Origin of the sequence: Bacillus solitudinis (assembly GCF_002797395.1) — a bacterium.
Classification (GTDB): Bacteria; Bacillota; Bacilli; order Bacillales; family Bacillaceae_D; genus Halalkalibacter_A; species Halalkalibacter_A solitudinis.
The window spans coordinates 336,200-360,643 of sequence record NZ_KZ454943.1; the positions used below are offsets into that span (position 1 = coordinate 336,200).

Genomic DNA, 24,444 nt, shown 5'->3' on the forward strand with positions numbered 1-24,444 from the left:
CTATCTCCAACCCTTCGTCTATTTTAAATTATTTATACGTTCTACTTTGCTTACTATATCTGTAACACGCACTCCAAAATTTTCATCGATAACGACCACTTCACCTTTAGCAATCAGTTTTTGATTAACAAGGATATCAACAGGTTCCCCCGCTAATTTATCTAGTTCGATGATGGATCCTTGTGTAAATTCTAAGATTTCTTTAATCGATCTTTTTGTACGACCAAGTTCAACTGTTACCTGGAGTGGAATATCTAAAAGTATGTTTAGATTATTAGACTCGTTTTGCGACAACTCAGGTGGTTCAAATTGAGAAAACGCAGCAGGCTGGATATCAACAGGTGGTTGTTGAAATTGGCCACCTAAATGTTGTTGACCACGTTGCTCATATTGTGATTGTGGTTGTTGTGGTGGCTGGTGCTGTGGTTCTTGAACACTTGGAGGTGACTCTTCTCCACCCATCTGACCAAGTTCTTCAATCCCTTCTCCACCAGGATTCATTAACTCATTAACAAGTTGCTTTGCAAAGGTAACCGTTACAAGTTGCATAATATTCGAGTCAATCAAATCACCAACTTTTAAACGAAATGAAATTTTGACAAGAATATCATCTTCAGGAAAATTCCCTATCCCTTCATTGTCTCTTACATTCATTAAATCAATTCCAGGCGGTGAAATATCAACTTTTTTATTAAAAATTGTCGACATGGAAGTTGATGCAGAACCCATCATTTGGTTCATCGCTTCTTGAACAGCACTTATATGCATCTCACTTAACTCATTAGATGAATCTGTCCCATCTCCACCCAACATTAAATCAGCAATAATCGCTGCATCTGATGTCTTTATGACCAGTAGATTCATTCCCTCGAAACCTTCTGTATATTCAACGTGAACGGCTACATGAGGTTGCGGAAATTCAGTTTCAAGTGCCGAACGTCTAACTAACGATAACGTTGGAGTCGTAATATCAACCTTTTGATTTAATAAAGTTGATAAAGCAGTTGCGGCTGTTCCAAAGGAAATGTTTCCGATTTCGCCAAGAGCATCCTGTTCAATCTCAGACAGATAGTCACCAACATTTAACTCATCTCCACTTGTGCTACCCGTGTCTTCTCCTATTTGGTCATCATCATCTGATGAACTTACGCCTTTTAGTAATTCATTAATTTCATCTTGGGAAAGCATGTCATCATTCATCATTTTCACCCTCCTCAATCACATCGGTCACTTGCACAGCGATTTGATTTTTCGTTTTTCCAGGCTGAGCATAGTATTTCGGAATACCACCTATACTTACTAACAGCGGTTTATTAATTTTTTGATTTAGGGAAATCACATCGCCTGTACCTAACATCAAAAATTCTTGAATGGTAATGTCAGAACGTCCTAACTCAGTTTGTATAAGCAAAGGAGCTTGTTGGACTCTATTCTCAATTAACTGCTTCTCCTCAGGTTTACGCTGTTTTTTCTTTTCTTGCATCCAATAATGAATCGATAATTTCGGCAACACTTCTTCTAAAACAACATGCGGTAAACAAATATTAATCATCCCAGAGGTTTCTGCAATAGTTATAGATAACGAGATAACTACGACTGTTTCATTAGGCGAAACCATCTGAACAAACTGAGGGTTCACTTCAATTTCTTCCATAATGGGATCAAGTTCAATAATAGAACTCCATGCATCTTGAAAGCTTTCTAGTGTTCGTTGAAATAACTGAGACATGATTCTCGTTTCAATTTCGGTTAAATTCTCAATTTTATTAACACTAACACCTTTGCCACCTAATAATCGGTCGAGCATTGCATAAGCGACATTAGGATTTACTTCCATCATTATCCTACCGTCTAGCGGATAAGGTTCAAAAACATTAAGTATTGTCATTTTTGGAATAGAACGTATAAATTCTTCATAGGGCAATTGGTCAACTGATGCAACTGAAATCTGAACAAATGTTCTGAGTTGAGCTGAGAAAAATGTGGTGAGTAGCCGTGCAAAATTTTCATGTATTCTTGATAAACTACGAATTTGGTCTTTTGAAAATCGTAATGCACGTTTAAAGTCATATACTTTTACTTTTTTCTCTGTCTCTTCCTTTTTGAGTTCATCAGCATCCATTTCCCCCGTTGATAGCGCTGATAAAAGCGCATCAATTTCACCTTGTGATAAAATATCAGCCATGAGCCTCACCTCTCAATCTCTTGTAACAAGAACGGTTTACTGTATCACCCAACTCGTTGTATAAATCTTAACGACAGAGCCTTCTTGCATTAATTCATTCATTTGGTTCCTTAGCTCTTCTTCAAGTCCTTCTATGCCTTCTGGACCAGCTAAATCTGAAGATCGTTTACCTGATAAGGTCCGGAGTATGATGTTTTCTACTTGAAACTCTCGTTTTTGAATTTCTTGTAATGCTTTTTTATTTTCAACATGAATTAAAAACGTGGCACGAGCAAAATCATTTGATAGTAGATTTGTAGTAATTTCCTGTGTTTCAAAAGATAGTGCATTAATCTCATCAATCGTTGGCGCTGCATTCGGATCAGGTTGATGAGTAAAATGATTCCAAAGGACAAGAGTCACAACTCCCACCAAAGTTAAAGCGACGATAATTATGAGCATAATATTAACTAGCTTATTCTTAAACAATCATTAGCCCTCCACATCTTTATGAATAGCAACAAGACCAATTTGTCGAAATCGTTGATTTACCAATCTATACACTTCATTCACTTCATTTTGTACGATGATTTTTTTTCCACTTACCAGTGTAATTGTCGTGTCGGGAAACGCCTCTACTTGTTCAATCAAAAAGGCATTCAGCAAAAAAGTGTGTCCATTTAAGCGAATTAATTCAATCATAGAATATGGAAGGGCTAGGTGTTTGCACCCTAGCCCAAACCTCCCTCGTTATTATGTCTGAGTGTGATAAAATCTTTTAAATTAACGCTTTAGGTTTATTAACTCCTGGAGAATTTCATCAGATGTTGTAATAATTCTTGTATTGGCTTGGAAACCACGTTGCCCAACAATCATTTCAGTAAATTCTTCGGACAAGTCTACGTTCGACATTTCAAGAGTACCTGCAACAATACTTCCTGTTCCACCAGCACCAGGAATAGAATAAGCACCCCATGGCGAGTTACCCCCGACTAAAGCTGCCCCTCCAACGTTCCCAGAGTTCGCTGAAACCTGATAAAGATTATCACCTGTTTTTTGAAGTCCTTCTGGATTTGGAAAGTTGGCAACCATCATTCTACCCGCCAAACGAAGGGCACCACTGTCATCAATATAGTTCACAGATCCATCAGCACCAATACTAAAGCTCTGAGCATCGGTTGGTATTTGAATACGGCCATATTGAGTTAAAGTCGCATCTGGTTCACTTCCTCCTGCTGCCGTTGATGTTTGTCCGATTCCGTATAAACCCGCTGAGTTTACAATAAATCCATCTTCATCTAAATAAAAATTTCCAGCTCTCGTGTAATTGAGATTCACATTGTTTACGTCAATGTTCTTTATAGCACCATCCCACTGATTACCTGTAGCTTGTCCCACAACAAAATAACCATCTCCAGAAATACCCAAGTCTAATTCTCGATTTGTATTTTGCAAACTTCCTTGTGTATGAATGGTATCAATTGAACCCAATTGCATCCCTAAACCTACTTGTTTTGCGTTAACCCCACCTTGGCCTTGCCCAGGTCCTGTAGCACCCGCAATTTGCTGACTGACTAAATCCTTAAACGTTGTGCGACCTTTTTTAAATCCAAACGTGTTAACATTGGCAATATTATTCCCAATAACATCTAATTTTGTTTGAAAATTTCTCATCCCTGAAATCCCAGAATACATTGAACGTAACATATACTTTATTCCTCCTTATTATGACTGCTTCATTCAGTCCACAGTCGAAGCCTCCCATTGGGTCCGGCTCAGATAACTCTAGTCAATCAATATCGTTCCATTTATATTTGTGAAAATTTGTGATTGTGCTTCTTCTCGGTTGAGCACTGTAATCACCGTTGCATTTTTTGCACTAACGACAAGCGCTGCATCTTCTGTAATAACTAATGAATCATGGACACCCTTTTGTTTAGCTTCTAACATTTTTTCTTGAATGATGTTCCACTTAGCTTCAGTAATCTCAATTCCTCTTGATTCCATTCGTTGCTTTGCATGTTTACTAATCTTTAATTCCTGTTGTTGCTGCAAATGAGCCGTGAATAAGCGTTGGAACTCACCAGTCTTTTCACTTACTTGGTGGTTCGGTGTCTTAGTCGGTCTCGGAAGTGCACGCAATGAATGAGCTACATTCATTCTCGGATCCAATAGAATCCCTCCCTCTATTACTCCTCATTTGCCTCACTATTATCTGAAGGCGGAGTCGCAGATGGATTATCTGCTATACTAATTTGAACAATTTGATTATTGGAAATCCAGCGACCATTATCAAGTAGGAACCTCAATGTTCCATCCTTTTCTAGCTTCACGGACGAAACTTGATTATCCGCATATTCTGTTTTCGTTCGATAATCGTCAATTTGCACTTCTCGGGACCATTGCACTTTTTTTCCGATTAATTCACTATGTTGTACCAAGCTCTGACTCGTCTGTAAATTTACGAAACGTTGAATCGACTGGTTCATATTTGTCATTTGCTCTAAAGATGAAAAAGTAGCCATTTGTGCAATGAATTCTTTGTCATCCATTGGATTAGAAGGGTCTTGATTTTGTAATTGAACCATTAATAATTTCAAGAAATCGTCTTTCCCTAACATGTTCTGTCCTGTTTGATTGGTAGCAGAAGGTCTATTACTTAGATACATTCCTGGATCAATCGTTGTCATCATCTCACCTACACTTGTTCATTTATTGTTATTTCTTCAAGAACTTCCTGAAAATTAGCACTATCTTGCTTTTCTTCTTCTACGTCTGCTTCACGCTCTTGGGACTGTTTTCTTGATTCCTCTTCATCAGATAATTGTTTAAACTGTTGTTCGGAAATTTCAATACGTTCAACATTTAGTTGTTGCTGAGAAAAAGCTTGCTTTAACTGGGCAACTTGTGACTCTAATAACTCTCTAGTTGTTGAGGATCCCGATAAAATACGTGCAACAATCGATCCATTGAGCTGAGTAAGTTGAATGTCTAGACGTCCTAAATGAGCTGGGTACAATTTGATAGACAGACTTTGAACACCATCCTGTTTAGAAGAAAAAACACCTTTTTGCAATAATTGTTGAAATTGCTTTAAAAATTGTTGTTCTCGTACTTCACGAGGTTGGTTTTCTCCTAGATGTATTGTTGCTTGTTGGGCTTTAGATAATACTTGTCCAAACTCTTGTCCCGTGAGGCTCACGTTTAACCCAATAGGTTTCTGATAGTCAACCATAATTGGTAAGCTTAACGTTTGATTACTCTGCTTACTCTCTTCTTTTGTAAAGATCTCGGCAAATGTTTTGGTTGATTTGTTAGCATTTGGGTTAGCGTTAAGTTTTTCTTGAAGATGCTGAATCAAACGTTCAAGTACCTTCTCTGGTTCTTTAATTTTTTCGTTTATTAGAAAAGGAAAAAGCTCACCAGGAATTTTTTGAATGTCAAAGACTTTGCCTTCAACCTTACTAGAATCCGATGACTGGAATGTGTCCTGAATCATAGAGAGCAATATGAGAATACCTTGCTCTATCTCGGAAAGCTTCATTAAATCCTCTTTACCAATCGCTTGTTCACCTGCCATTAATTTCGTTAACATATCTTGAAATTCTTTTGGCAATAATGTTAGCAGCTCTTCAATACCTTGCAATTCAAATAGTTGGTCTGTTAGTACAACCTCACTCAAAACTTGACTTGATTTTTCATCTGAAGCTATACTTGGCTTCTCCACTTCTCCTTCAAAGAATCCACTTAGAAGATTACCAAAAGTCATTTCTCCATCTTTTGATGATGAAACCTTACTTTGGTTTACTTGTTTATTTGCAGGTGACATCATTTGTAATAGCGGAATTACACCATTCATTTTTTCACCTCCCTTCACTCATTTTTATTTTATTAATTTACTAATCTCCGCATAATTTCAGCCGCTTTAGAAGCTTCCATCTTCGAGAGAATTGCTGCTCTTGATTCTGTAGAAACTTGAGAAACATGCAACAAGGCTTCCTCTGTTTCAAGTTCGCCTATAATACTTGCTGCATTTTTAGCAGACATCGTTTCATACGTCTTTGCAATTTCTACCAAATCTTGTTCTACCTGATTTGCAAGCTCTTCTTGCACAGCCAGCCTCTGTTCCATTTGGTTACGCTCATTCTCTATGGCGGCTCTTTCTTCAGCATTCTGTTCAACTTCTCTTTGAAGCTGTTCTATTTCCATTTCTAACTGGTAATTCGTATTTTCTAAATTAGTAATCATTTCTTCATAATTCACTTTTTCTTCATCCTCTATGTAATCAGAGAGGAATGGTACAGAAGAACCAATTTGTTTCGCTCGATCTATTACATCTATCCCAATAAAAGATAAAATCACACTAAATAAAATTAATGCAAATAACGTTGGAATGAATAGGACTAAGAAAAACCATTGGAATTTACTATGCTTTTTTTCATTTTCATTCATAAGCTCACCTTTTTTCAACGTCTTGCAAAAAGTTGTACCGAAATTTCATCCATTTGTCTTGAATCTATACTCTTTTGTTCAATTTGAAACTCCATAAATTTTTGTTCTTTCATTTTTTCATACTTTTTTAGTTCAACAGAAGCAGTAATTAGTTGTTCTTGCTTTTCGGTCATTTTACTTCTAGCTATTTGAGTGGAACGTTGATATTCCACAATACCTTGCTGAATTCGTAAAAGTTGATTCTCCGTTTGTTGAAGCATAAAAATGGAAACGCCTGTGGACATCTGATTTCGAGCACTCGATTCAATTTCTTCCTTCTTCTTTAACAAATCATATAAATCTGTCGCTACTTTTTCAAAATGTCGAACAGAAAAAGAATATTCCGCTTCTGCGTCAACCTTTTCTCGTTCCTTCAATTCCATCACCTTTTGCAAGGTATAGTGAAATGACATAGATTTTACTCACCTCTCCCAAACTCTTGAACCAAGCGATTAACTGATTCATCAAGTGTTAAAACTTCATCTGTTGATTGTTTTAAATAAGAAATTATATTTGGATACGCTTGTATCGATTGGTCAATTTCATTAGAAGACCCTCGCTTGTAAGCGCCAATATTAATTAAATCTTCTGAATCATAATATGTTGCTAGCAAGTTTCTAACCTGATCAGCTGCGTATCGATGCTCTTCTCCCACAATATCAGCCATAACTCGACTTATGCTTTTGAGCACATTAATAGCTGGAAATTGACCTCTATTCGCTAGCTTGCGGTCTAAAACTAAATGACCATCCAAAATCCCCCGTACAGCGTCAGCAATAGGCTCATTCATGTCATCTCCATCGACAAGAACTGTATAAAACGCCGTAATGGTTCCAAGTCTATCTGTACCCGAACGCTCAAGTAGTTTTGGAAGCATTGCAAAAACAGAAGGTGTGTACCCTTTCGTCGTAGGTGGTTCACCAACAGCTAAGCCAACTTCTCTCTGAGCCATCGCAAAGCGAGTCACAGAATCCATCATTAGGTTGACATCTAAGCCTTGGTCACGAAAATACTCCGCTACTGCCGTGGCTGTCAGTGCACCTTTTATGCGCATCAATGCAGGTTGGTCAGATGTAGCGACAACTAAAACAGTATTTTTTAAGCCTTCTTCGCCCAAATCTCGTTCAATGAAATCCTTCACCTCACGACCACGCTCACCAATTAAAGCAATAACATTGACATCAGCAGCTGAGTTTTTAGCCAACATAGATAGCAACGTACTTTTCCCAACACCACTTCCCGCAAAAATCCCGATACGTTGTCCTTTACCAACAGTGAATAAACTATCAATAGCTCGAACACCTAAGCTCATTTTTTCGGTAATTCTAGGACGTTCTAATGGATTCGGTGGTTTATTCTCTGTTGGAAAGGAAGTTAATCCTTTTGGAAGATCCCCCCCTGTTAAAAGTGAGCCACTCCCATCAATTACTTTTCCAATTAATCCCGAGCCTACCTTGATTTGCAATGGCTTTCCAGTTGCCTCTACTAAGCTCCCTGGCGATATATCTAACGTACCGTCTAAAGGCATTAACAATACATGCTCATCACGAAAACCGACAACCTCCGCTTTTACAATTGATTTCTTTGTTTTTCCAACAAAAATATGACATAATTCTCCGATTGACGCCTGTGGACCTTTGGACTCTATCGTTAGTCCAACTACCCTCGAAACTTTCCCGTACCATTTATAAGGCGACATTTCAGGTATACGATTAAGCAAGTCTCCTACGTTCATGCTATTCCTCCCTAAGTTTCTCAAATAACTGAGTCTTCAGTTGGCGTAGCTGACTATCAATCGTTGCATCAATTCGACCAAATTTTGTTTCAATAAGACAACCTTGTTCTTCAAGTCCAGCGTCTGGGTAAATGTAAAGTTTCTCTGTATGACTTAGCATTCTTTGGAGCTCATCTTTTTGGAGAAGAGTTCTTTCATACCATAATGGATGAACATAAATTTTTACATTTTCATGTTCACGAACTTCCAACATGACTTGATGAAGCATCGAGTTCCATAATTCTTCGTCAAGTTCAAGTCCTTTTCCAATTATTCTGTAACAAAGGGTAGAGGCCAAATCAAGAATAACTGGTTCTGCTTGTTCAATCACTTGTAGGTAATCTTCCTCTGCTCGCTGAACAATTGTCTTTGCTTCAGTTATTAGGTTACTGTACTCTTCAAAGCCGCTTTGTTTACCTTGTTCAAAACCTTCGTTGAATCCTTGCTGCTGGCTATTATTAATGGCTATCTCTATGTCTTGTTCCAGTTGATTTTGCTTCTCGTCCATTTGCCCTTTAATTATCTCGGCTTCTTCTTGCGCCTCTGCAATGATTTGTTTGGCTTGTTGCTTTGCGTCTTCCAATTCTTGCTGAATTAACTTTTCAATTTGAGGTGCCTCATCAACAAGTGGCTTATCGGTTTCATTACCAAAAGTTAAATCTTGAAATGCATTTTCATCAAACAGCTTTCGGATTCCAATTTTTTTGGTTTCAGCTAACGACTTTTCAGCATTTTTAGATTTAATAATGTTAGACAATAACATCATCTCCTCCACCGCGGGCGATAACAATTTCTCCTGCCTCTTCTAAGCGACGGATAACAGCAACGATTCGCGATTGAGCTTCTTCTACATCACGTAAACGGACAGGCCCCATAAATTCCATTTCATCCTTAAAGGCCTCTGCCATTCGTTGCGACATATTACTAAAGACAATTTCTTTCACTTCGTCACTAGCAACTTTAAGCGAAAGCTGTAAATCTTCATTCTCTACATCACGAATGACACGTTGAATCGAACGATTATCGAGGGTAACGATATCCTCAAACACAAACATACGTTTCTTTATTTCTTCAGCAAGCTCAGGGTCTTGTATTTCAAGGGCATCTAATATCGTTCTTTCTGTACTTCGATCCACACTATTTAAAACCTCTACAACTGCCTCAATACCACCTGCAGCTGTATAATCTTGTGTCGCCGTCGAAGAAAGTTTTTGTTCTAAAATCGATTCGACTTCATTCACAATTTCGGGTGAAGTACTATCCATAAGAGCAATCCTCTTAGCGACGTCTGCCTGGACCTCCTGAGGAAGTTCAGAAAGAATTTGGCCGGCTTGTACAGATTCAAGATAAGACAAAATAAGTGCAATGGTTTGAGGGTGCTCATTTTGGATAAAGTTTAAAATTTGCGATGGGTCAGACTTTCTTGCAAAGTCGAAAGGTCTTACCTGCAATGTCGATGTTAATCGATTAATAATATCCATTGCATTAGACTCACCGAGTGCTTTTTCTAAAATACTCTTTGCGTATCCAATACCACCTTGGGCAATATAGTCTTGGGCTAGAACAAGTGAATGAAATTGCTCTAGTATTTCTTCTTTCATCACACTATCAACTTTTCGAACACTAGCTATCTCAAGAGTTAACTGTTCAATTTCTTCCTCTGACAAATGCTTATATACTTGTGCAGAGACATCTGGACCAAGAGAAATCAGAAGGATAGCAGCCTTTTGTTTCCCGGATAATTCTTTTGCCATTTTTACCAAAACTGTTCCCTCCTAGTCTTCCGATAACCAAGTACGTAGCAATTTAGAAAAGTCTTCTGGTTTTTCTTTTGCCATTTTTTCAAGTTGTTTTCGTTTTGTAGAAGATAAGCCTTCTTCATCCGGAAGATCTGGAATTTCTTCTATTAATTTCTCTACGACTAATTCTTTTTCTTGTTCTTGCTTTCTTTTTCTAAATAACAAGATTAATAGAAGTAAAATCAAAGCAATCAGTATACCACCAACAATGTATAGCCAAGCAGGTAGGACTGTTTGAGGATTCAGGTCTAACTCAAGCTTCCCTTCAAAAGGCTGTGATGATACAAATATCTTTTGATTAATCACGTCTTGTGGCAATTCATTAGCACCATTAATACTTGTCCTAACGATTGTTCCAAGTATTTGTTGAATATCAGCAATACGATCTTGTGGCAAAGCATCCATACCTTCAGGAGGCTCTATCATTACTTGGATTCCTAAATCACGAATTTTATAAGGACTTTCAACAATATCTCTATTTATTCGGTTCACTTCATTATTAATCCGCTCTTCTGTACGTTCCCACTCAGAATCCCCTTGAGAGATTACACCAGGGTAGTTTGGAACACCTTCACCAGTACCTGCAATACCACCCTCCGGATAGCCTTCTCCACTATATACTTCAGAAACCCGTTCCATACTTACGGCAATACCCTCCATATTTTCTGGGTCTACCGGCTCGACTAAAGCTTCCGTTCTGTTCTCTTGCGTAAAGTCGATATCTGTTGTAACAGAAACTAACACTTTATCTCTACCAACCATAGTTCCAAGCATTTGCTGAACATTTTTGGTTAAATCCCTCTCGATTTCTCTTTGAATCGAACGCTGCTGTTCAAAAGCAGTTAATGTAGAGGTTGAAGCGTTATCTTCGCTTTCATATAAATAATCTTCAAACATCTGATTCATAATGACGATATTATCAATAGGTAGATTCGGTACACTTTTTGAAACTAAGTGATATAAGGCCTTCACTTGACTCGAACCTAGTTGATATCCAGGTGCTAAATCAACAACAACAGAGGCGGTTGATGCGTCCTGTTCAGCATTTAACCAAACACTTTCCTCCGGTAAAGTAATCATTACATTTGCCTGATTTACCCCATCAATGTTGCGAATTAAATTCCCTAGTTCTGTTTGCATGGCAGCCCGGTTCATAACTGAAAATTCGTTATCTGTCATCCCAAAACCCATCTGTTCTTTAAAAAAGGAATAGTCAATACTCCCACTGGTGGGAATGCCTTCCGCTGCTAATTCGACTTTAAGTGAATCAACTAAGGTTTCAGGTACAAGGATTGTCGTGCCATTATTGGAAATGGTAGAACTTATTCCTCTCGCGTCAAGAGTTTCTTTAATTTGCCCCGTCTCTTGTAACGATAAATCGTTATAAAGAGGAACATAGCTAGTCCGCGTACCAAAGAAAGCTAAGAGAAAAAATAATGCAATAACCGCTAAAATGGAACCGATTAAAATTCCTTTTTGCCTAGAAGTTCTACCACTCCAATATTCGGTCGTCTTCTGCTTATATAGTGATAGTTTTTCTTTCATATATCCTCCTACGTCCCACAACTACAAAATACTAAATATTTTTTCAATCTCTTATACTTGCATTCGCATAACTTCTTGATATGCTTCTATCACTTTATTTCGCACCTCAACCGTAGCTTGCAGAGTTATGCTTGCTTTTTGACCTGTAATCATGACATCGTGTAAATTATCAATTTCTCCCTTAGCTAGCAATTCTGTCTTCGCAGCGGATTCTTGTTGTAAGGCATTCACATCTTTAATCGCTTGACTAAGCGAAGCTTTAAACGAATTTTGTGCCTCAGCAGGTGTGACATTAGAACTCGGTACTTCATTTCTGTTTATCATAAAAGGTGATTGTATTCCCCTTATTTCCATTACTTATTCCCCCTAATTAACTTACCTACCGATTTCTAATGCTTTCAATAACATATTTTTTGATGCATTTAATGTTGTTACATTGGCCTCATATGAACGAGTAGCACTCATTAAATCAACCATTTCTCTTAAAGGGTCAACATTTGGTAGTTGAACGTATCCTTGCTCATTGGCGTCAGGATGCTCTGGGTTATAAACGAGCTTAAATGGCGTTTGGTCACCAATAATCCCAGAGACCTTTACTCCTTCACCTGTCGATGGATTGTTACTACCCATTGATTGCCGTAGAAAGCTTGAAAAAGGTTGTTTTTCATTCGGTTGCATCATAACCATCTTTCTTTGATAGGGCTGCCATTCTCCATTAACAAATTTTGCTCTTGTTGTCTCTGCATTGGCCATATTAGCTGAGATAACATCCATTCTAAGTCTTTGAGCAGTTAAAGCAGAAGAACTTGTATTAAACCCGTTAAAAATCGTCATCTATTATCTGCCTCCTATGACATTTTTCATACTAGAGAAGCGTCCATTTATTCGTTCAATAAGAGCATTATAATAAATTTGGTTTTTGGCTAAACTCGCCATTTCCTGATCGATATCCACATTATTTAAGTTATGATTGTACATTGTATTTTGAGATATTTGAATTTTCGGTTCCTTATTCATCGTATTAAATTCAAGATGCTGTTGATTTGTTCTGTAAGCTTTTAGTGATTTTTGGTTCATAACATCATCTAAAGTTTCTTTAAAGCTAACAGCTTTTGCTTTATAATTTGGCGTATCGACATTCGCAATATTTTGAGATATGGCTTTTTGTCTCAATTGTGAGCCATCTAGCCCCTTTTCCAATACCCGAAACGAACTGCTTGAAAACAAATTCAACATTCCCACACCTTTCATTCTACTAAATAAGTAAAAATCTCTTATAATTCTATTAAAAACTCTAAAATCCTACATTATTCTCAAATTATATTCTACGAGAATTTTAATCAATTCTACGAGAAAAGTCTAACAGGGATTTGTTAAAATCAATTTTAGATTAGAAAGCACTATTAAAAAAACTAGACTTTTGTCATGTGTTTCCATTTAATACCTTCATTATATTACAATTCTTAATTTTTTACGTCACAATTCTACAAATTTCTCGCAAAAAAAATAAAAGGTTACCGTCGAATATTGTCTCAAAGATTCAAATGATATGTAAGCAAAAAAATTGACAACTTCATTTTAACAAAAAAAGGATGTCCGAGGGTGTAATGAACCCTTCGAACATCCAATTTGTCTGCCTTGGTTTTACATATCCGCAACTATTAATATGCCGGTCTTATTTGCTTGCCTTTAATTTGTCCAACTCTAACAAAAATTTATCATTCAAAACTTTAATATACGTTCCTTTCATCCCTAAAGAACGGGATTCGATAACCCCAGCGCTCTCCAGTTTTCTCAGAGCGTTTACAATAACGGAACGAGTAATTCCCACACGGTCAGCGATTTTACTCGCAACAAGGAGTCCTTCTTTCCCATCAAGCTCTTGAAAAATATGTTCAACAGCTTCAAGTTCACTGTATGACAAAGAGCTTATTGCCATTTGAACTACCGCTTTACTTCTTGCTTCTTCTTCAATCTCTTGTGTTTTTTCATGTAAAATTTCCATTCCAACAACTGTTGCCCCATATTCAGCTAAAATTAAATCATCATCATTAAATCGATCATTTAATCTTGCTAAAACAAGAGTGCCTAAGCGTTGTCCGCCCCCAAGAATTGGTACGATGGTTGTTAAGCCATTAGGAAACAATTCCTTGTTTTCAACAGGGAATGCTGTGAACTCACTATCTACAGTTAAGTTTGCAGAAGTTTCCCCAATTTTAAATAATCCTTCTGTATATTCTTCTGGGAATTGTCGGTCTTCAAGCATTTTTTTCATACGATCGTTTTCAATTTCTTGCTTTATAGCAAAGCCTAACAATTTCCCCCTTCTACTTACTACAAAAGCATTAGAGCTAATAACATCACGCAGTGTTTCAGCCATATCTCTAAAATTGACATGCTGCACCCCTGATTTTTGTAGCATGTCATTAATTTTTCTTGACCTCGAAAGTAAATCCATTTCCTTGTCTCCTCCTGAAATTCTATAAAATATATTGACTTAAATCACGATTTTTTGCAATTGATGCCAATTTTTCTTCCACATATTCTGCAGTAATCACGATTTCTTCTAATGTAATGTCTGGTGCTTCAAAAGATAAATCTTCTAATAAACGTTCAAGAAGTGTATGTAATCTTCTCGCTCCGATGTTTTCAGTGTCTTGGTTTACTTCAGTAGCAATTGTCGCAATCTTATGAACAGCTTCGTCCGAAAAAGAAACTTTTATACCTTCTGTGTTTAAAAGAGCTATATATTGCTTAATTAACGCATTATCTGGTTCAACTAAGATTCTCACAAAATCGTCTACTGATAAATTTGCAAGTTCCACACGAATTGGGAAACGTCCTTGTAATTCAGGAATTAAATCAGATGGCTTTGCGATATGAAATGCTCCAGCCCCAATAAATAACACATGATCTGTTTTAACAGGTCCATACTTCGTAACGACAGTTGAACCTTCAACAATTGGCAAGATATCTCGTTGAACGCCTTCACGGGATACATCTGCGGATTGCTGGCCTTTTCCGGCTACTTTATCAATTTCATCAATAAAGATTATGCCTAATTGCTCGGCTCTCGACACAGCCTCTTGTGTAACTTCATCCATATCGATTAATTTCTGTGCTTCTTCCTCTATAAGAATCTTACGAGCATCAGTAACGGAGAGTCGACGTTTTTTACGTTTTTTTGGCATCATATTGCCAAGCATTTCTTGCATATTCATGCCCATTTGCTCCATACCTGCGCCTTGAAACATATCCATAAAGCTATGGGATTGTTCCTCGACTTCAATTGTCACAAAATGGTCTTCTAATTCTCCAAGCGCTAACTTATGAGACATTTGCCTTTTACGTTGTGCAGTTCCTTGTTCTTCGGTTGATGGTTCTTCTTCAACTTCCGATGAGTCTTGATTACCAAAAAGCATATCAAACGGATTTTTATAGTTAGTTTGTTTTTTAGTTGTTGGAACAAGTAAGTCAACGATTCGTTGATTGGCATGTTTTTCAGCTTGTTCTTTTACACCAATCATTTTATCTTCTTTCACAAGTCTAATACTTGTTTCAACTAAATCACGAACCATCGATTCTACATCGCGTCCAACATAACCGACTTCCGTAAATTTCGTTGCCTCAACCTTTATAAAAGGTGCACCAACAAGTTTAGCTAAACGGCGGGCGATTTCTGTTTTACCTACCCCTGTCGGTCCAATCATAAGAATATTCTTTGGAGTCACTTCATCTCTTAACTTCTCGTCAAGTAGTCCTCTACGGTATCTATTACGTAGAGCGATAGCAACGGACTTTTTCGCCCCTTCTTGCCCTACGATGTATTGGTTAAGCTTTTCTACGATTTGTCTAGGTGTTAGCTCATTTTTCAACATGAATCACACTCCATTCTAGAAGTTTTTATAACAATTCTTCTACTACTAGATTTAAATTCGTATAAACGCAAATTTCACCTGCTGTTTCCAAAGCTGCTCTCGCAATATCAATCGCTGCTAAATCTGGTGCATACTTTTTTAATGCTCGACCTGCGGAGAGTGCATAATTTCCACCTGATCCTATTGCTAGAATTCCATCATCTGGTTCGATAACTTCACCAGTACCAGAAACGAGAAGAATATCATCCTTGTTCATCACAATAAGCATCGCCTCAAGTCTGCGAAGAACTTTATCACTTCGCCATTCCTTTGCAAGCTCAACAGCAGCTCTTTGTAAATTTCCATTATACTCTTCTAGCCGTCCTTCAAATTTTTCAAACAAAGTGAATGCATCTGCTACAGATCCGGCAAACCCTGCTAAGACTTTACCATGATAAATTTTACGAACTTTTTTTGCTGTGTGCTTCATGACGACTGCATTACCAAATGTCACCTGTCCATCGCCAGCCATTGCACATTTCCCATTATGATGAACAGCAAATATCGTTGTTGCATGAAACGATGAGCTCATATCTTTCCTCCTTTAATTCAGCACTCATGCACGCGGGTGATGGTTCATATAAACATCTCTCAAACGGTCTTTTGTTACATGAGTATATATTTGGGTCGTTGATAAATGACTATGTCCTAGTAACTCTTGCACCACACGTAAATCAGCTCCATTGTTTAGGAGATGTGTAGCAAATGAATGTCTTATATCATGGGGGCGAACATGCTGTAAAAGAGCAGCTTGTTCTACTCGCTTAGACAAAATGGTTCGAATACTTCTCTCAGACAAGGCACCACCCTTATAGTTTAAAAAGAGATCATGCTTATCTTCTATACCCTTTTGTAAAAGTTTCAATCTGCCATTTTCTAAATAATTTGACAATGCATCCGTTGCAAATGAACCAATTGGAACATAACGTTCTTTTCGTCCTTTTCCGATAACAAAAACAGTTCCAATTGAGAAATCAATATCTTTTATTTTTAATTGACTACACTCACTGACACGAAGTCCAGCTGCGTAAAGCATTTCAATTATTGCCTTATCTCGTAAATCAAGTGGCTTTGTCCCTGTCATTGATTCAAACAGTATCGATATCTCGTCCTCGTAAAGAAAATTTGGTAGCTTCCCCTCTGATTTAGGGAGATGTGCTAGGTTAAAGACATTTTCAACTAAAAATTGTTCTCTCATTAGGAATCGAAAATAACTCCTTATCGCAGAAATTTTCCGAGATACCGTTTTTCTCGCATATCGCTGTACGTAGAGAAACTGTAGATATTGTCTAACTGTTTTGTACGTAACTGACCGAACCGAATTAATGCCTAATTTTTCATTTAAATAGAACTGAAAATGGTTGAGGTCACGCATATAATTCTCAATTGTATGGGTAGAGCTGTTTTTTTCCACTTGAAGGTATCGTTTAAATAAATCAACCCACTTTTGTTCAGTTAACATCTATTTCCACCTCACAGAGCTTCTAAATCTTAACATGATTCTATAGACTCTGGCAAGATTGTTTACAATTTTTTCACAAAATTCTGAATTGTGTCCAATGCTCGTGCAGCTAACTGTGCATATCTTTCTTGTTTATTTCGAACTCGTTCCGGTAACGGAGGAACTAACCCGAAATTGGCATTCATTGGTTGAAAATTTTTAGAGTTAGCTGTTGTAATATAATTAGCCATACTACCAAGTATTGTCTCTTCCGGAAAAGTTAATACTTCCTTGCCCTGAACAAACCTAGCAGCATTTAATCCGGCAATAAGCCCAGCCGCTGCAGATTCAACGTAGCCTTCAACTCCTGTTATTTGTCCCGCGAAGAAAAGGTCTTTTCTATTTTTGAATTGGTACGTAGGAAGCAGAAGATTTGGTGAATTAACAAACGTATTTCGGTGCATCACACCGTAACGAACAATTTCTACATTTTCCAACCCAGGGATTAGCTTTAGCACTTCCTTTTGAGGTCCCCATTTAAGGTGAGTTTGAAAACCTACTATATTATAAAGCGTTCCAGCTGTGTTATCCTGACGAAGTTGAACGACTGCATAAGGACGTTTCCCTGTTTCTGGGTGTTCTAGTCCAACTGGTTTCAATGGTCCAAATAACATCGTTTTCTTTCCACGCTTTGCCATAACCTCAATAGGCATACAACCCTCAAAGAAAATCTCCTTTTCGAATTCTTTTAAAGGCACTGTTTCTGCAGCGATGAGAGCTTCATAAAAACGATCAAACTCTTCTTCAGTCATCGGACAATTTAAATAGGCTGCTTCGCCTTTATCGTAGCGAGATTTTAAATAAACCTTGTCCATATCTATTGATTCAGTTTCAAGAATCGGTGCAGCTGCATCGTAAAAGTATAAGTAGTCTTCACCTGTTAACTCTAGTAATTTCTTGGATAAACTCTCTGACGTTAAAGGTCCTGTGGCAATAATCGTTGGACCTTCAGGAATATCGGTCACTTCCTCAGTCATCACAGTCACATTGGGGTGGTTTCTCACTTGATTGGTCACATTCTCTGCGAATTCATGCCGATCGACAGCTAACGCACCTCCTGCTGGAACAGACGCCTTATCTGCAGAACCAATAATCACTGAATCTAATTGACGCATTTCTTCCTTTAATACACCAACAGCGTTTGTTAGTCCATTAGCACGAAGTGAATTACTGCAAACAAGTTCCGCAAACTTGTCAGTATGGTGAGCCGGTGTTTGCTTCACGGGACGCATTTCATATAAATGTACGTGGATTCCTTCTTTAGCTAATTGCCAAGCTGCCTCACTGCCAGCTAATCCCGCACCAATCACATTTACATATTGTTGTTGATTCATTTATATTAACCTCCATTTTAATCTCGGTTGACGGCGTAGAAACGCCTTCACCTAATCTAGGTGAAGGCAATAGTCATGTCGTATTCAGATAATAAACCTTTTACATCATAATACTTTTTTCGGTGCAATTCAACAAATACGCTATAGTCAATTGTTTTCTTCTTTGTAGTCACATGACGTACACTGTACTTGAACGCCCTTTTTCGTTTTCTTCTCAGCTAGAAGACTTTCGCATTTCGGACATGGCCTTGCAATTGGCTTATCCCATGAAACGAATTCACAATCCGGGTAGCGGTCACAACCAAAAAAGGTTCGACGCTTCTTACTTTTACGCTCAACAATATTTCCTTCATGACAGGAAGGACATTTCACACCAATATCTTTTACTATTGCTTTTGTATTGCGACAATCTGGAAAATTTGAACATGCCATAAATTTTCCATACCGACCCATTTTATAGACCATATCGTTGCCACATTTTTCGCAATCTTCACCTGCGGGTTCGTCTTTAATTTCTACTTCTTTCATTTCCTCTTCTGCAACCATTAGTCGTTTCTCAAACCCTGTATAAAACCCATCAATAATCTCGATCCAATTATGCTCACCTTCTTCAATTGAATCAAGATCATTTTCCATTTTTGCAGTAAACTCAACATCTAGAATCTCCGGAAAAAATTCAACAATTAATTCAAGAACGATTTCTCCTAGTTCAGTTGGAACAAATCGTTTGTCTTCCAATGCGACATAACCTCGTCGCTGTATTGTATCTAAGGTTGGGGCAAAAGTAGAAGGACGACCAATCCCTAACTCCTCCAAAGTTTTCACTAAGCGAGCTTCTGTATAACGAGGTGGCGGCTGCGTAAAATGTTGATTCGGTTCAATATCAGCCTTTTCGACAACTTGATTTTCTTCTAAATCTGGTAAGAGACGATCCTCTTCCTTTTTGCCATCATCATTTCCTTCAATATAGACTTTCATGAATCCGAGAAACTTCACTTTAGAGCCTGTTGCTCTAAACATAACACCTTGATTCATTAGGTCGACTGACATTGTATCCATTATCGCTGGAGCCATTTCACTTGCAACAAGTCGTTCCCAAATAAGTTTATATAAACGTAATTGGTCACGTGACAAGAAACTTTTTAACATTTTCGGGTCATTATATACTGAAGTAGGTCGAATGGCTTCATGTGCATCTTGTGATTTTTTATCTTTCTTAACCGTTCGTTCCCCTTGTCTACAATATTCAGTACCGTAGTTTTTCTCGATATATTCCTTTGTTTCAACCTGTGCAGTTTCAGAAATTCTTGTTGAGTCAGTACGCATATATGTAATTAACCCAACCGTTCCTTCTTTTCCTAGTTCAATTCCTTCATAAAGTTGCTGTGCAACCATCATCGTTTTCTTCGCTCGGAAATTTAATTTACGTGCTGCTTCCTGCTGCAAAGATGAAGTTGTAAATGGAGTCACAGGGTTCCTTTTACGTTCGCGTTTTTTTACAGATGTAACGTCAAATTTATCTCCTTTTATTTTTGAAAGGACGTCGTTGACCTCTTGCTCTGAACGTAAATCTTGTTTTTCTCCGTCAATCCCATAAAATTTCGCTTCAAAAGGTTCATTACCAAGTGTAAATTGTGCCTCTATACTCCAGTATTCCTCAGGAACGAAAGCTTTAATTTCTTTTTCTCGGTCAATAATCATTTTTACCGCGACCGATTGGACTCGCCCTGCACTTAGTCCTTTTTTTACCTTTTTCCATAATAATGGACTAATATTATAACCTACGAGCCTGTCTAGAATACGACGAGCCTGTTGCGCATCAACTAGATCCATGTTAATTTTTCGCGGCACTTTAAAGGCATCTTTTATTGCTTGTTGAGTAATTTCATTAAACACAACTCGACATTCTGAAGTTTCGTCAATATCTAAACTATGTGCCAAATGCCAAGCAATTGCCTCCCCTTCCCTATCGGGGTCAGCCGCGAGATAAATGCGTTTAACTTTTTTTGCGGCAGTTTTTAATTCTTTTAACACGGGGCCCTTCCCGCGGATTGTAATATACTTTGGTTCAAATTGTTGTTCGACGTTTACTCCCATTTGACTTTTTGGTAAGTCCCTTACATGTCCCATTGAAGCTTTCACTATATATTTCTTTCCTAAGTACTTTCCAATGGTCTTTGCTTTGGCGGGAGATTCAACGATTACTAAATAATCGGCCATATAGCAACTCCCTCTCTCGAAGATAGTAAAACTTAAACTTTCCTCATTATTAAACAGACTTTCATCTTTTGTCAAACACAAGTTAGAAAAAGATTCCACTAATTAAAGAGAATTGGATAAAATCCGACATATAATATAATGAAGAAACCAAACAAAATTTCATTTTTTTTATAGATTTTCAATCAGAATATCCTCAGCTGATCGTATTAGTTTTGCTCCTTGTTGGATTAAAAAATTCGTTCCGTCTGATTTGGGAGAGAAAATGGGTCCAGGCACAGCATATACGTCTCTACCTTGTTCTAATGCTTGGTCTGCCGTAATAAGCGAACCACTCCGCTCTTGGGCTTCTACGACTAGAATGGCTTTTGATAATCCGCTAATAATGCGATTTCTTGCTGGAAATTGCCATTTTGCTGGGGGGACATTGGGAGGATATTCAGAGATAACTAGATGATTTTTACAAATTTCTTGAAACAGTTCTAGATTGGAAGGAGGGTAAGGATACTGTAATCCAGAGCCTAAAACAGCTACAGTATAGCCATTATGGGCAATGGTTTGTTCATGTGCAAGACTATCAATGCCTTTTGCTAAACCACTAACAATAGTCCATTGATTGTCAATTAAAGATGGAAGAATTTTTTCTATGCTTTTTTCACCAAGTTTGGTTGGGTAACGGGTTCCTACGACACCAATTTGTTTAGTATGAATCAAGGAGAAATTTCCGATGCCATATAACACCCAGGGAGGGTCATAAATTTGCCGTAGTAAGGCGGGGTAGTTTTCGTCGAAAATTGTAGTTGTGGCAATTTTACGACATTCAAGAGCAGCAATGATGTTATTTGTCGAATAATGATGAAGGTCATAAAAAAAGACTTCTACTTGCTTTTCTTTCAAGAGAAAGCGTTTTTTTAAATCAAACATCGTGTATCCGAAAACTTTTTCAAGGGTTGTATCGTCATCGTAGATTCGTTTCAAAACGGACCATGTCACCCCTCGACAACAATGGATATGTATCAACCTTTCACGAATTGACACGTCTAGCCACATCCTTTCACTTTATGAAAAACCAAAGAAAGCCCATCAAATGACGAGCTTTCTTTGCCTTATTTTATTTAGCTACTTCGTGTGTGACACATTTTTCAAGTAGTCCTTTTTCTTTAAGAGCAGAAATAAGCGTTTCACCCATAACAGAAGGAGTTTCTGCTACTTTAATACCGCAGTTTTCCATCGTTTTGATTTTTTCTGCAGCTGTACCTTTACCTCCTGAGATAATCGCACCAGCATGGCCCATACGTTTACCTGGAGGTGCTGTTTGACCACCGATAAATCCAACAACTGGCTTCGTCATGTTGGCTTTTACCCATTCAGCTGCTTCTTCTTCAGCCGTACCACCGATTTCACCGATCATAATAACCGCGTACGTATCTGGATCCTCATTGAAAAGGTTTAATACATCAATAAAGTCTGTACCATTTACAGGGTCTCCACCAATACCAACAGCAGAAGATTGTCCAATGCCATTTGTTGAGAGTTGATGAACAGCCTCGTATGTTAATGTGCCCGAACGAGAAACTACACCCACATGACCTTTCTTGTGGATATAACCAGGCATAATGCCAATTTTACATTCGTCAGGTGTGATAACACCTGGGCAGTTTGGCCCGATTAATCGAGTCTTCTTGCCTTCCATGTATCTCTTCACTTTAACCATGTCCATAACTGGAATTCCTTCAGTAATACATATCGCAAGATCTAATCCAGCGTCTGTTGCTTCCATAATTGCATCAGCTGCAAATGCAGGTGGTACATAAATAACCGATGCATTTGCTCCGGTTGCATTTACGGCTTGCTCCACTGTATCAAATACCGGAATACCTTCAACTTCTGTTCCACCTTTACCAGGTGTTACACCACCAACTACATTTGTACCGTATTCAACTGCTTGTTTTGTGTGGAACAAACCAGTTGCTCCAGTAATTCCTTGTACGATTACCTTTGTATCTTTGTTAATAAGGATACTCATTCTCCACGTCCCGCCTTTCTACACTAATGAAACTATTTTTTGTGCGCCATCAGCCATTGAATCAGCAGCTGTAATATTCAAACCTGAATCTTTAAGGATTTGCTTTCCTAATTCAACATTTGTTCCTTCTAAACGAACAACAAGTGGAATCTCAAGACCAACTTGCTTCGTTGCTTCAACAACACCATTTGCAATGATGTCACACTTCATAATCCCACCAAAGATGTTTACAAATATTCCTTTAACATTCTCATCTGAAAGAATAATTTTGAATGCTTCTGTTACCTTTTCTGCTGTAGCACCGCCACCAACGTCTAGGAAGTTTGCAGGGTCACCACTATAATGCTTGATAATATCCATTGTTGCCATAGCAAGTCCTGCTCCATTTACCATACAACCAATGTTTCCATCAAGAGAGATGTAGCTTAAGTCATATTTAGATGCTTCAATCTCTTTCGCGTCCTCTTCTTCTAAGTCACGGTACTCTAAGATATCTTTTTGACGATAAAGAGCATTTGAATCAAAATTAAGCTTCGCATCAAGAGCCATTACCTTACCATCACCCGTTGTAACAAGAGGGTTAATTTCGGCAATTGAACAGTCTTTTTCTGCAAAAGCTTTGTATAAGCTCATCATAAATTTAACAGCTTGTCCAACAAGCTCTTTTGGAATATTAATGTTAAACGCCAGACGACGTGCTTGGAATCCTTGTAAGCCCACTGCTGGATCAATGACTTCTTTGAAAATCTTCTCCGGAGTCGCTTCTGCCACTTCCTCAATTTCCGTTCCGCCTTCTTCAGATGCCATCATAACAACACGTGAAGTTGCACGGTCTAAAACTAGGCCAATGTAGTATTCATTTTTAATGTCGCAGCCCTCTTCAATTAGTAAGCGCTTTACTTCTTTTCCCTCTGGCCCAGTTTGATGAGTGACTAGTGTTTTTCCTAGAATCTCATTAGCGTATGTACGAACTTCATCCAGGTTTTTGGCAACTTTAACACCGCCGGCTTTTCCGCGGCCTCCTGCGTGGATTTGTGCTTTAACCACACAAATATCTGTGCCTAATTCTTTTGCAGCTTCAACAGCTTCATCAACTGAGAACGCTACTTTTCCGTTTGGTACTGCAACTCCATACTTACGTAGAAGTTCTTTCCCTTGATACTCATGGATATTCATTCTCTCTCCAGCCTCCTATCAATTTACCTACATTCCATTCTTTTTATTGGATGAATGGCCAAATCCTTCTTCATTTTAACACTCTTTTTAACATTTTGGGAGAGTAAATGCCCTCCCTGTGACAATTTATTTAATTATTTATTTATATGAATGATTGTGCTTCGAATTCATAAATAATTAAATCTCAATTCTATAGGCGTTTTGCCTTCGCTTTGTCGTTAATCATCACATTTTTTGCTTTTCTCACTCTTTGTTAAAACAGATTTAGTCATATCCTTTGCTTGCGCATCAATTTCTTGTACTGAATGAAAGACTCCAAATTCATGGGCAAACTCCTCTTTAAACTGCTGAAGAAATGCCTCTGATTCAGGAACCACTAATTTATTACTTTGCATGATTTTATCCCTCCAATTAAATATGGCTTTAAAAGCATGCCTAACTATACATGAAAGTTTGAATACTACCTTCAATATAAAATCGGCACCGTTAGTATGTCCAAA

General features: G+C 37.9%; 27 protein-coding genes. All 27 read right to left on the bottom strand.

Annotated elements, in window-relative coordinates:
• Nucleotides 1-18: 18 nt before the first annotated feature.
• Complete coding sequence (fliY, locus tag CEF19_RS01670) at nt 19-1,200, bottom strand: flagellar motor switch phosphatase FliY (RefSeq protein ID WP_100408161.1); 1,182 nt, start codon at nt 1,198-1,200, stop codon at nt 19-21.
• Nucleotides 1,193-2,185 carry a flagellar motor switch protein FliM gene (gene fliM, locus CEF19_RS01675; RefSeq protein ID WP_100404475.1) on the bottom strand — a complete coding sequence of 331 codons (993 nt, stop codon included), beginning with the start codon at nt 2,183-2,185 and terminating at the stop codon, nt 1,193-1,195. The genes fliY and fliM overlap by 8 nt, the downstream gene beginning before the upstream one ends.
• A 36-nt stretch (nt 2,186-2,221) precedes the next feature.
• Nucleotides 2,222-2,653, bottom strand: a complete 432-nt coding sequence (gene fliL / locus CEF19_RS01680; RefSeq protein ID WP_100404476.1) for a flagellar basal body-associated protein FliL — start codon at nt 2,651-2,653, stop codon at nt 2,222-2,224.
• 3 nt (nt 2,654-2,656) lie between these two features.
• Nucleotides 2,657-2,866, bottom strand: a complete 210-nt coding sequence (locus CEF19_RS01685) for a flagellar FlbD family protein (protein ID WP_100404477.1) — start codon at nt 2,864-2,866, stop codon at nt 2,657-2,659.
• Between the two features lie 81 nt (nt 2,867-2,947).
• Entirely contained in the window at nt 2,948-3,871 is a 924-nt protein-coding gene (flgG, locus tag CEF19_RS01690) for a flagellar basal body rod protein FlgG (protein ID WP_100404478.1), read from the bottom strand.
• 78 nt (nt 3,872-3,949) lie between these two features.
• Entirely contained in the window at nt 3,950-4,336 is a 387-nt protein-coding gene (locus CEF19_RS01695) for a TIGR02530 family flagellar biosynthesis protein (RefSeq protein ID WP_227521892.1), read from the bottom strand.
• Between the two features lie 17 nt (nt 4,337-4,353).
• Nucleotides 4,354-4,857, bottom strand: coding sequence for a flagellar hook assembly protein FlgD (gene flgD / locus CEF19_RS01700; RefSeq protein ID WP_227521893.1), 504 nt, complete (start codon nt 4,855-4,857; stop codon nt 4,354-4,356).
• A gap of 5 nt (nt 4,858-4,862) precedes the next feature.
• Nucleotides 4,863-6,023 carry a flagellar hook-length control protein FliK gene (locus tag CEF19_RS01705; RefSeq protein ID WP_100404480.1) on the bottom strand — a complete coding sequence of 387 codons (1,161 nt, stop codon included), beginning with the start codon at nt 6,021-6,023 and terminating at the stop codon, nt 4,863-4,865.
• A 32-nt stretch (nt 6,024-6,055) separates the two neighbouring features.
• Complete coding sequence (locus tag CEF19_RS01710; RefSeq protein ID WP_100404481.1) at nt 6,056-6,616, bottom strand: MotE family protein; 561 nt, start codon at nt 6,614-6,616, stop codon at nt 6,056-6,058.
• A gap of 14 nt (nt 6,617-6,630) precedes the next feature.
• Complete coding sequence (gene fliJ, locus CEF19_RS01715; RefSeq protein WP_100404482.1) at nt 6,631-7,068, bottom strand: flagellar export protein FliJ; 438 nt, start codon at nt 7,066-7,068, stop codon at nt 6,631-6,633.
• Nucleotides 7,069-7,073: 5 nt separating this feature from the next.
• Nucleotides 7,074-8,390 (bottom strand): flagellar protein export ATPase FliI, encoded by a 1,317-nt coding sequence (gene fliI / locus CEF19_RS01720; protein ID WP_100404483.1) that lies wholly within the window; start codon nt 8,388-8,390, stop codon nt 7,074-7,076.
• 1 nt (nt 8,391) lies between these two features.
• Nucleotides 8,392-9,186: a flagellar assembly protein FliH gene (gene fliH, locus CEF19_RS01725; protein WP_157800861.1), complete on the bottom strand. Its 795-nt coding sequence runs from the start codon at nt 9,184-9,186 to the stop codon at nt 8,392-8,394.
• Nucleotides 9,179-10,183 (bottom strand): flagellar motor switch protein FliG, encoded by a 1,005-nt coding sequence (gene fliG, locus CEF19_RS01730; RefSeq protein WP_100408163.1) that lies wholly within the window; start codon nt 10,181-10,183, stop codon nt 9,179-9,181. Before fliG ends, fliH begins: the two co-directional genes overlap by 8 nt.
• Before the next feature lie 21 nt (nt 10,184-10,204).
• Nucleotides 10,205-11,773, bottom strand: coding sequence for a flagellar basal-body MS-ring/collar protein FliF (fliF, locus tag CEF19_RS01735; protein ID WP_100404485.1), 1,569 nt, complete (start codon nt 11,771-11,773; stop codon nt 10,205-10,207).
• Between the two features lie 51 nt (nt 11,774-11,824).
• On the bottom strand, nt 11,825-12,127 hold the full coding sequence (gene fliE / locus CEF19_RS01740; RefSeq protein ID WP_100404486.1) for a flagellar hook-basal body complex protein FliE: 303 nt from the start codon (nt 12,125-12,127) through the stop codon (nt 11,825-11,827).
• A gap of 21 nt (nt 12,128-12,148) precedes the next feature.
• Nucleotides 12,149-12,607 carry a flagellar basal body rod protein FlgC gene (gene flgC / locus CEF19_RS01745; RefSeq protein WP_198510224.1) on the bottom strand — a complete coding sequence of 153 codons (459 nt, stop codon included), beginning with the start codon at nt 12,605-12,607 and terminating at the stop codon, nt 12,149-12,151.
• Between the two features lie 3 nt (nt 12,608-12,610).
• The gene (gene flgB, locus CEF19_RS01750; RefSeq protein ID WP_100408165.1) at nt 12,611-13,006 is read right to left on the bottom strand and encodes a flagellar basal body rod protein FlgB; all 396 of its coding nucleotides are present in this window, start codon (nt 13,004-13,006) and stop codon (nt 12,611-12,613) included.
• A gap of 442 nt (nt 13,007-13,448) precedes the next feature.
• The gene (gene codY / locus CEF19_RS01755) at nt 13,449-14,231 is read right to left on the bottom strand and encodes a GTP-sensing pleiotropic transcriptional regulator CodY (protein WP_100404487.1); all 783 of its coding nucleotides are present in this window, start codon (nt 14,229-14,231) and stop codon (nt 13,449-13,451) included.
• Nucleotides 14,232-14,253: 22 nt separating this feature from the next.
• The gene (gene hslU / locus CEF19_RS01760; RefSeq protein WP_198510225.1) at nt 14,254-15,651 is read right to left on the bottom strand and encodes an ATP-dependent protease ATPase subunit HslU; all 1,398 of its coding nucleotides are present in this window, start codon (nt 15,649-15,651) and stop codon (nt 14,254-14,256) included.
• A 25-nt stretch (nt 15,652-15,676) separates the two neighbouring features.
• Nucleotides 15,677-16,222, bottom strand: a complete 546-nt coding sequence (gene hslV / locus CEF19_RS01765; RefSeq protein WP_100404488.1) for an ATP-dependent protease subunit HslV — start codon at nt 16,220-16,222, stop codon at nt 15,677-15,679.
• A gap of 24 nt (nt 16,223-16,246) precedes the next feature.
• Nucleotides 16,247-17,152, bottom strand: a complete 906-nt coding sequence (gene xerC, locus CEF19_RS01770) for a tyrosine recombinase XerC (RefSeq protein WP_100404489.1) — start codon at nt 17,150-17,152, stop codon at nt 16,247-16,249.
• A 62-nt stretch (nt 17,153-17,214) separates the two neighbouring features.
• On the bottom strand, nt 17,215-18,525 hold the full coding sequence (trmFO, locus tag CEF19_RS01775) for an FADH(2)-oxidizing methylenetetrahydrofolate--tRNA-(uracil(54)-C(5))-methyltransferase TrmFO (protein WP_100404490.1): 1,311 nt from the start codon (nt 18,523-18,525) through the stop codon (nt 17,215-17,217).
• 147 nt (nt 18,526-18,672) lie between these two features.
• A complete protein-coding gene (topA, locus tag CEF19_RS01780) occupies nt 18,673-20,745 on the bottom strand; it encodes a type I DNA topoisomerase (protein ID WP_100404491.1) in 2,073 nt (690 codons plus the stop codon).
• A gap of 168 nt (nt 20,746-20,913) precedes the next feature.
• A complete protein-coding gene (dprA, locus tag CEF19_RS01785) occupies nt 20,914-21,720 on the bottom strand; it encodes a DNA-processing protein DprA (protein ID WP_319830060.1) in 807 nt (268 codons plus the stop codon).
• A gap of 133 nt (nt 21,721-21,853) precedes the next feature.
• Nucleotides 21,854-22,768 carry a succinate--CoA ligase subunit alpha gene (gene sucD / locus CEF19_RS01790; RefSeq protein ID WP_100404493.1) on the bottom strand — a complete coding sequence of 305 codons (915 nt, stop codon included), beginning with the start codon at nt 22,766-22,768 and terminating at the stop codon, nt 21,854-21,856.
• Nucleotides 22,769-22,786: 18 nt separating this feature from the next.
• Nucleotides 22,787-23,944 (bottom strand): ADP-forming succinate--CoA ligase subunit beta, encoded by a 1,158-nt coding sequence (gene sucC, locus CEF19_RS01795; protein WP_100404494.1) that lies wholly within the window; start codon nt 23,942-23,944, stop codon nt 22,787-22,789.
• Nucleotides 23,945-24,162: 218 nt separating this feature from the next.
• A complete protein-coding gene (locus tag CEF19_RS01800) occupies nt 24,163-24,339 on the bottom strand; it encodes a small, acid-soluble spore protein, alpha/beta type (RefSeq protein ID WP_100404495.1) in 177 nt (58 codons plus the stop codon).
• Nucleotides 24,340-24,444: the final 105 nt, after the last annotated feature.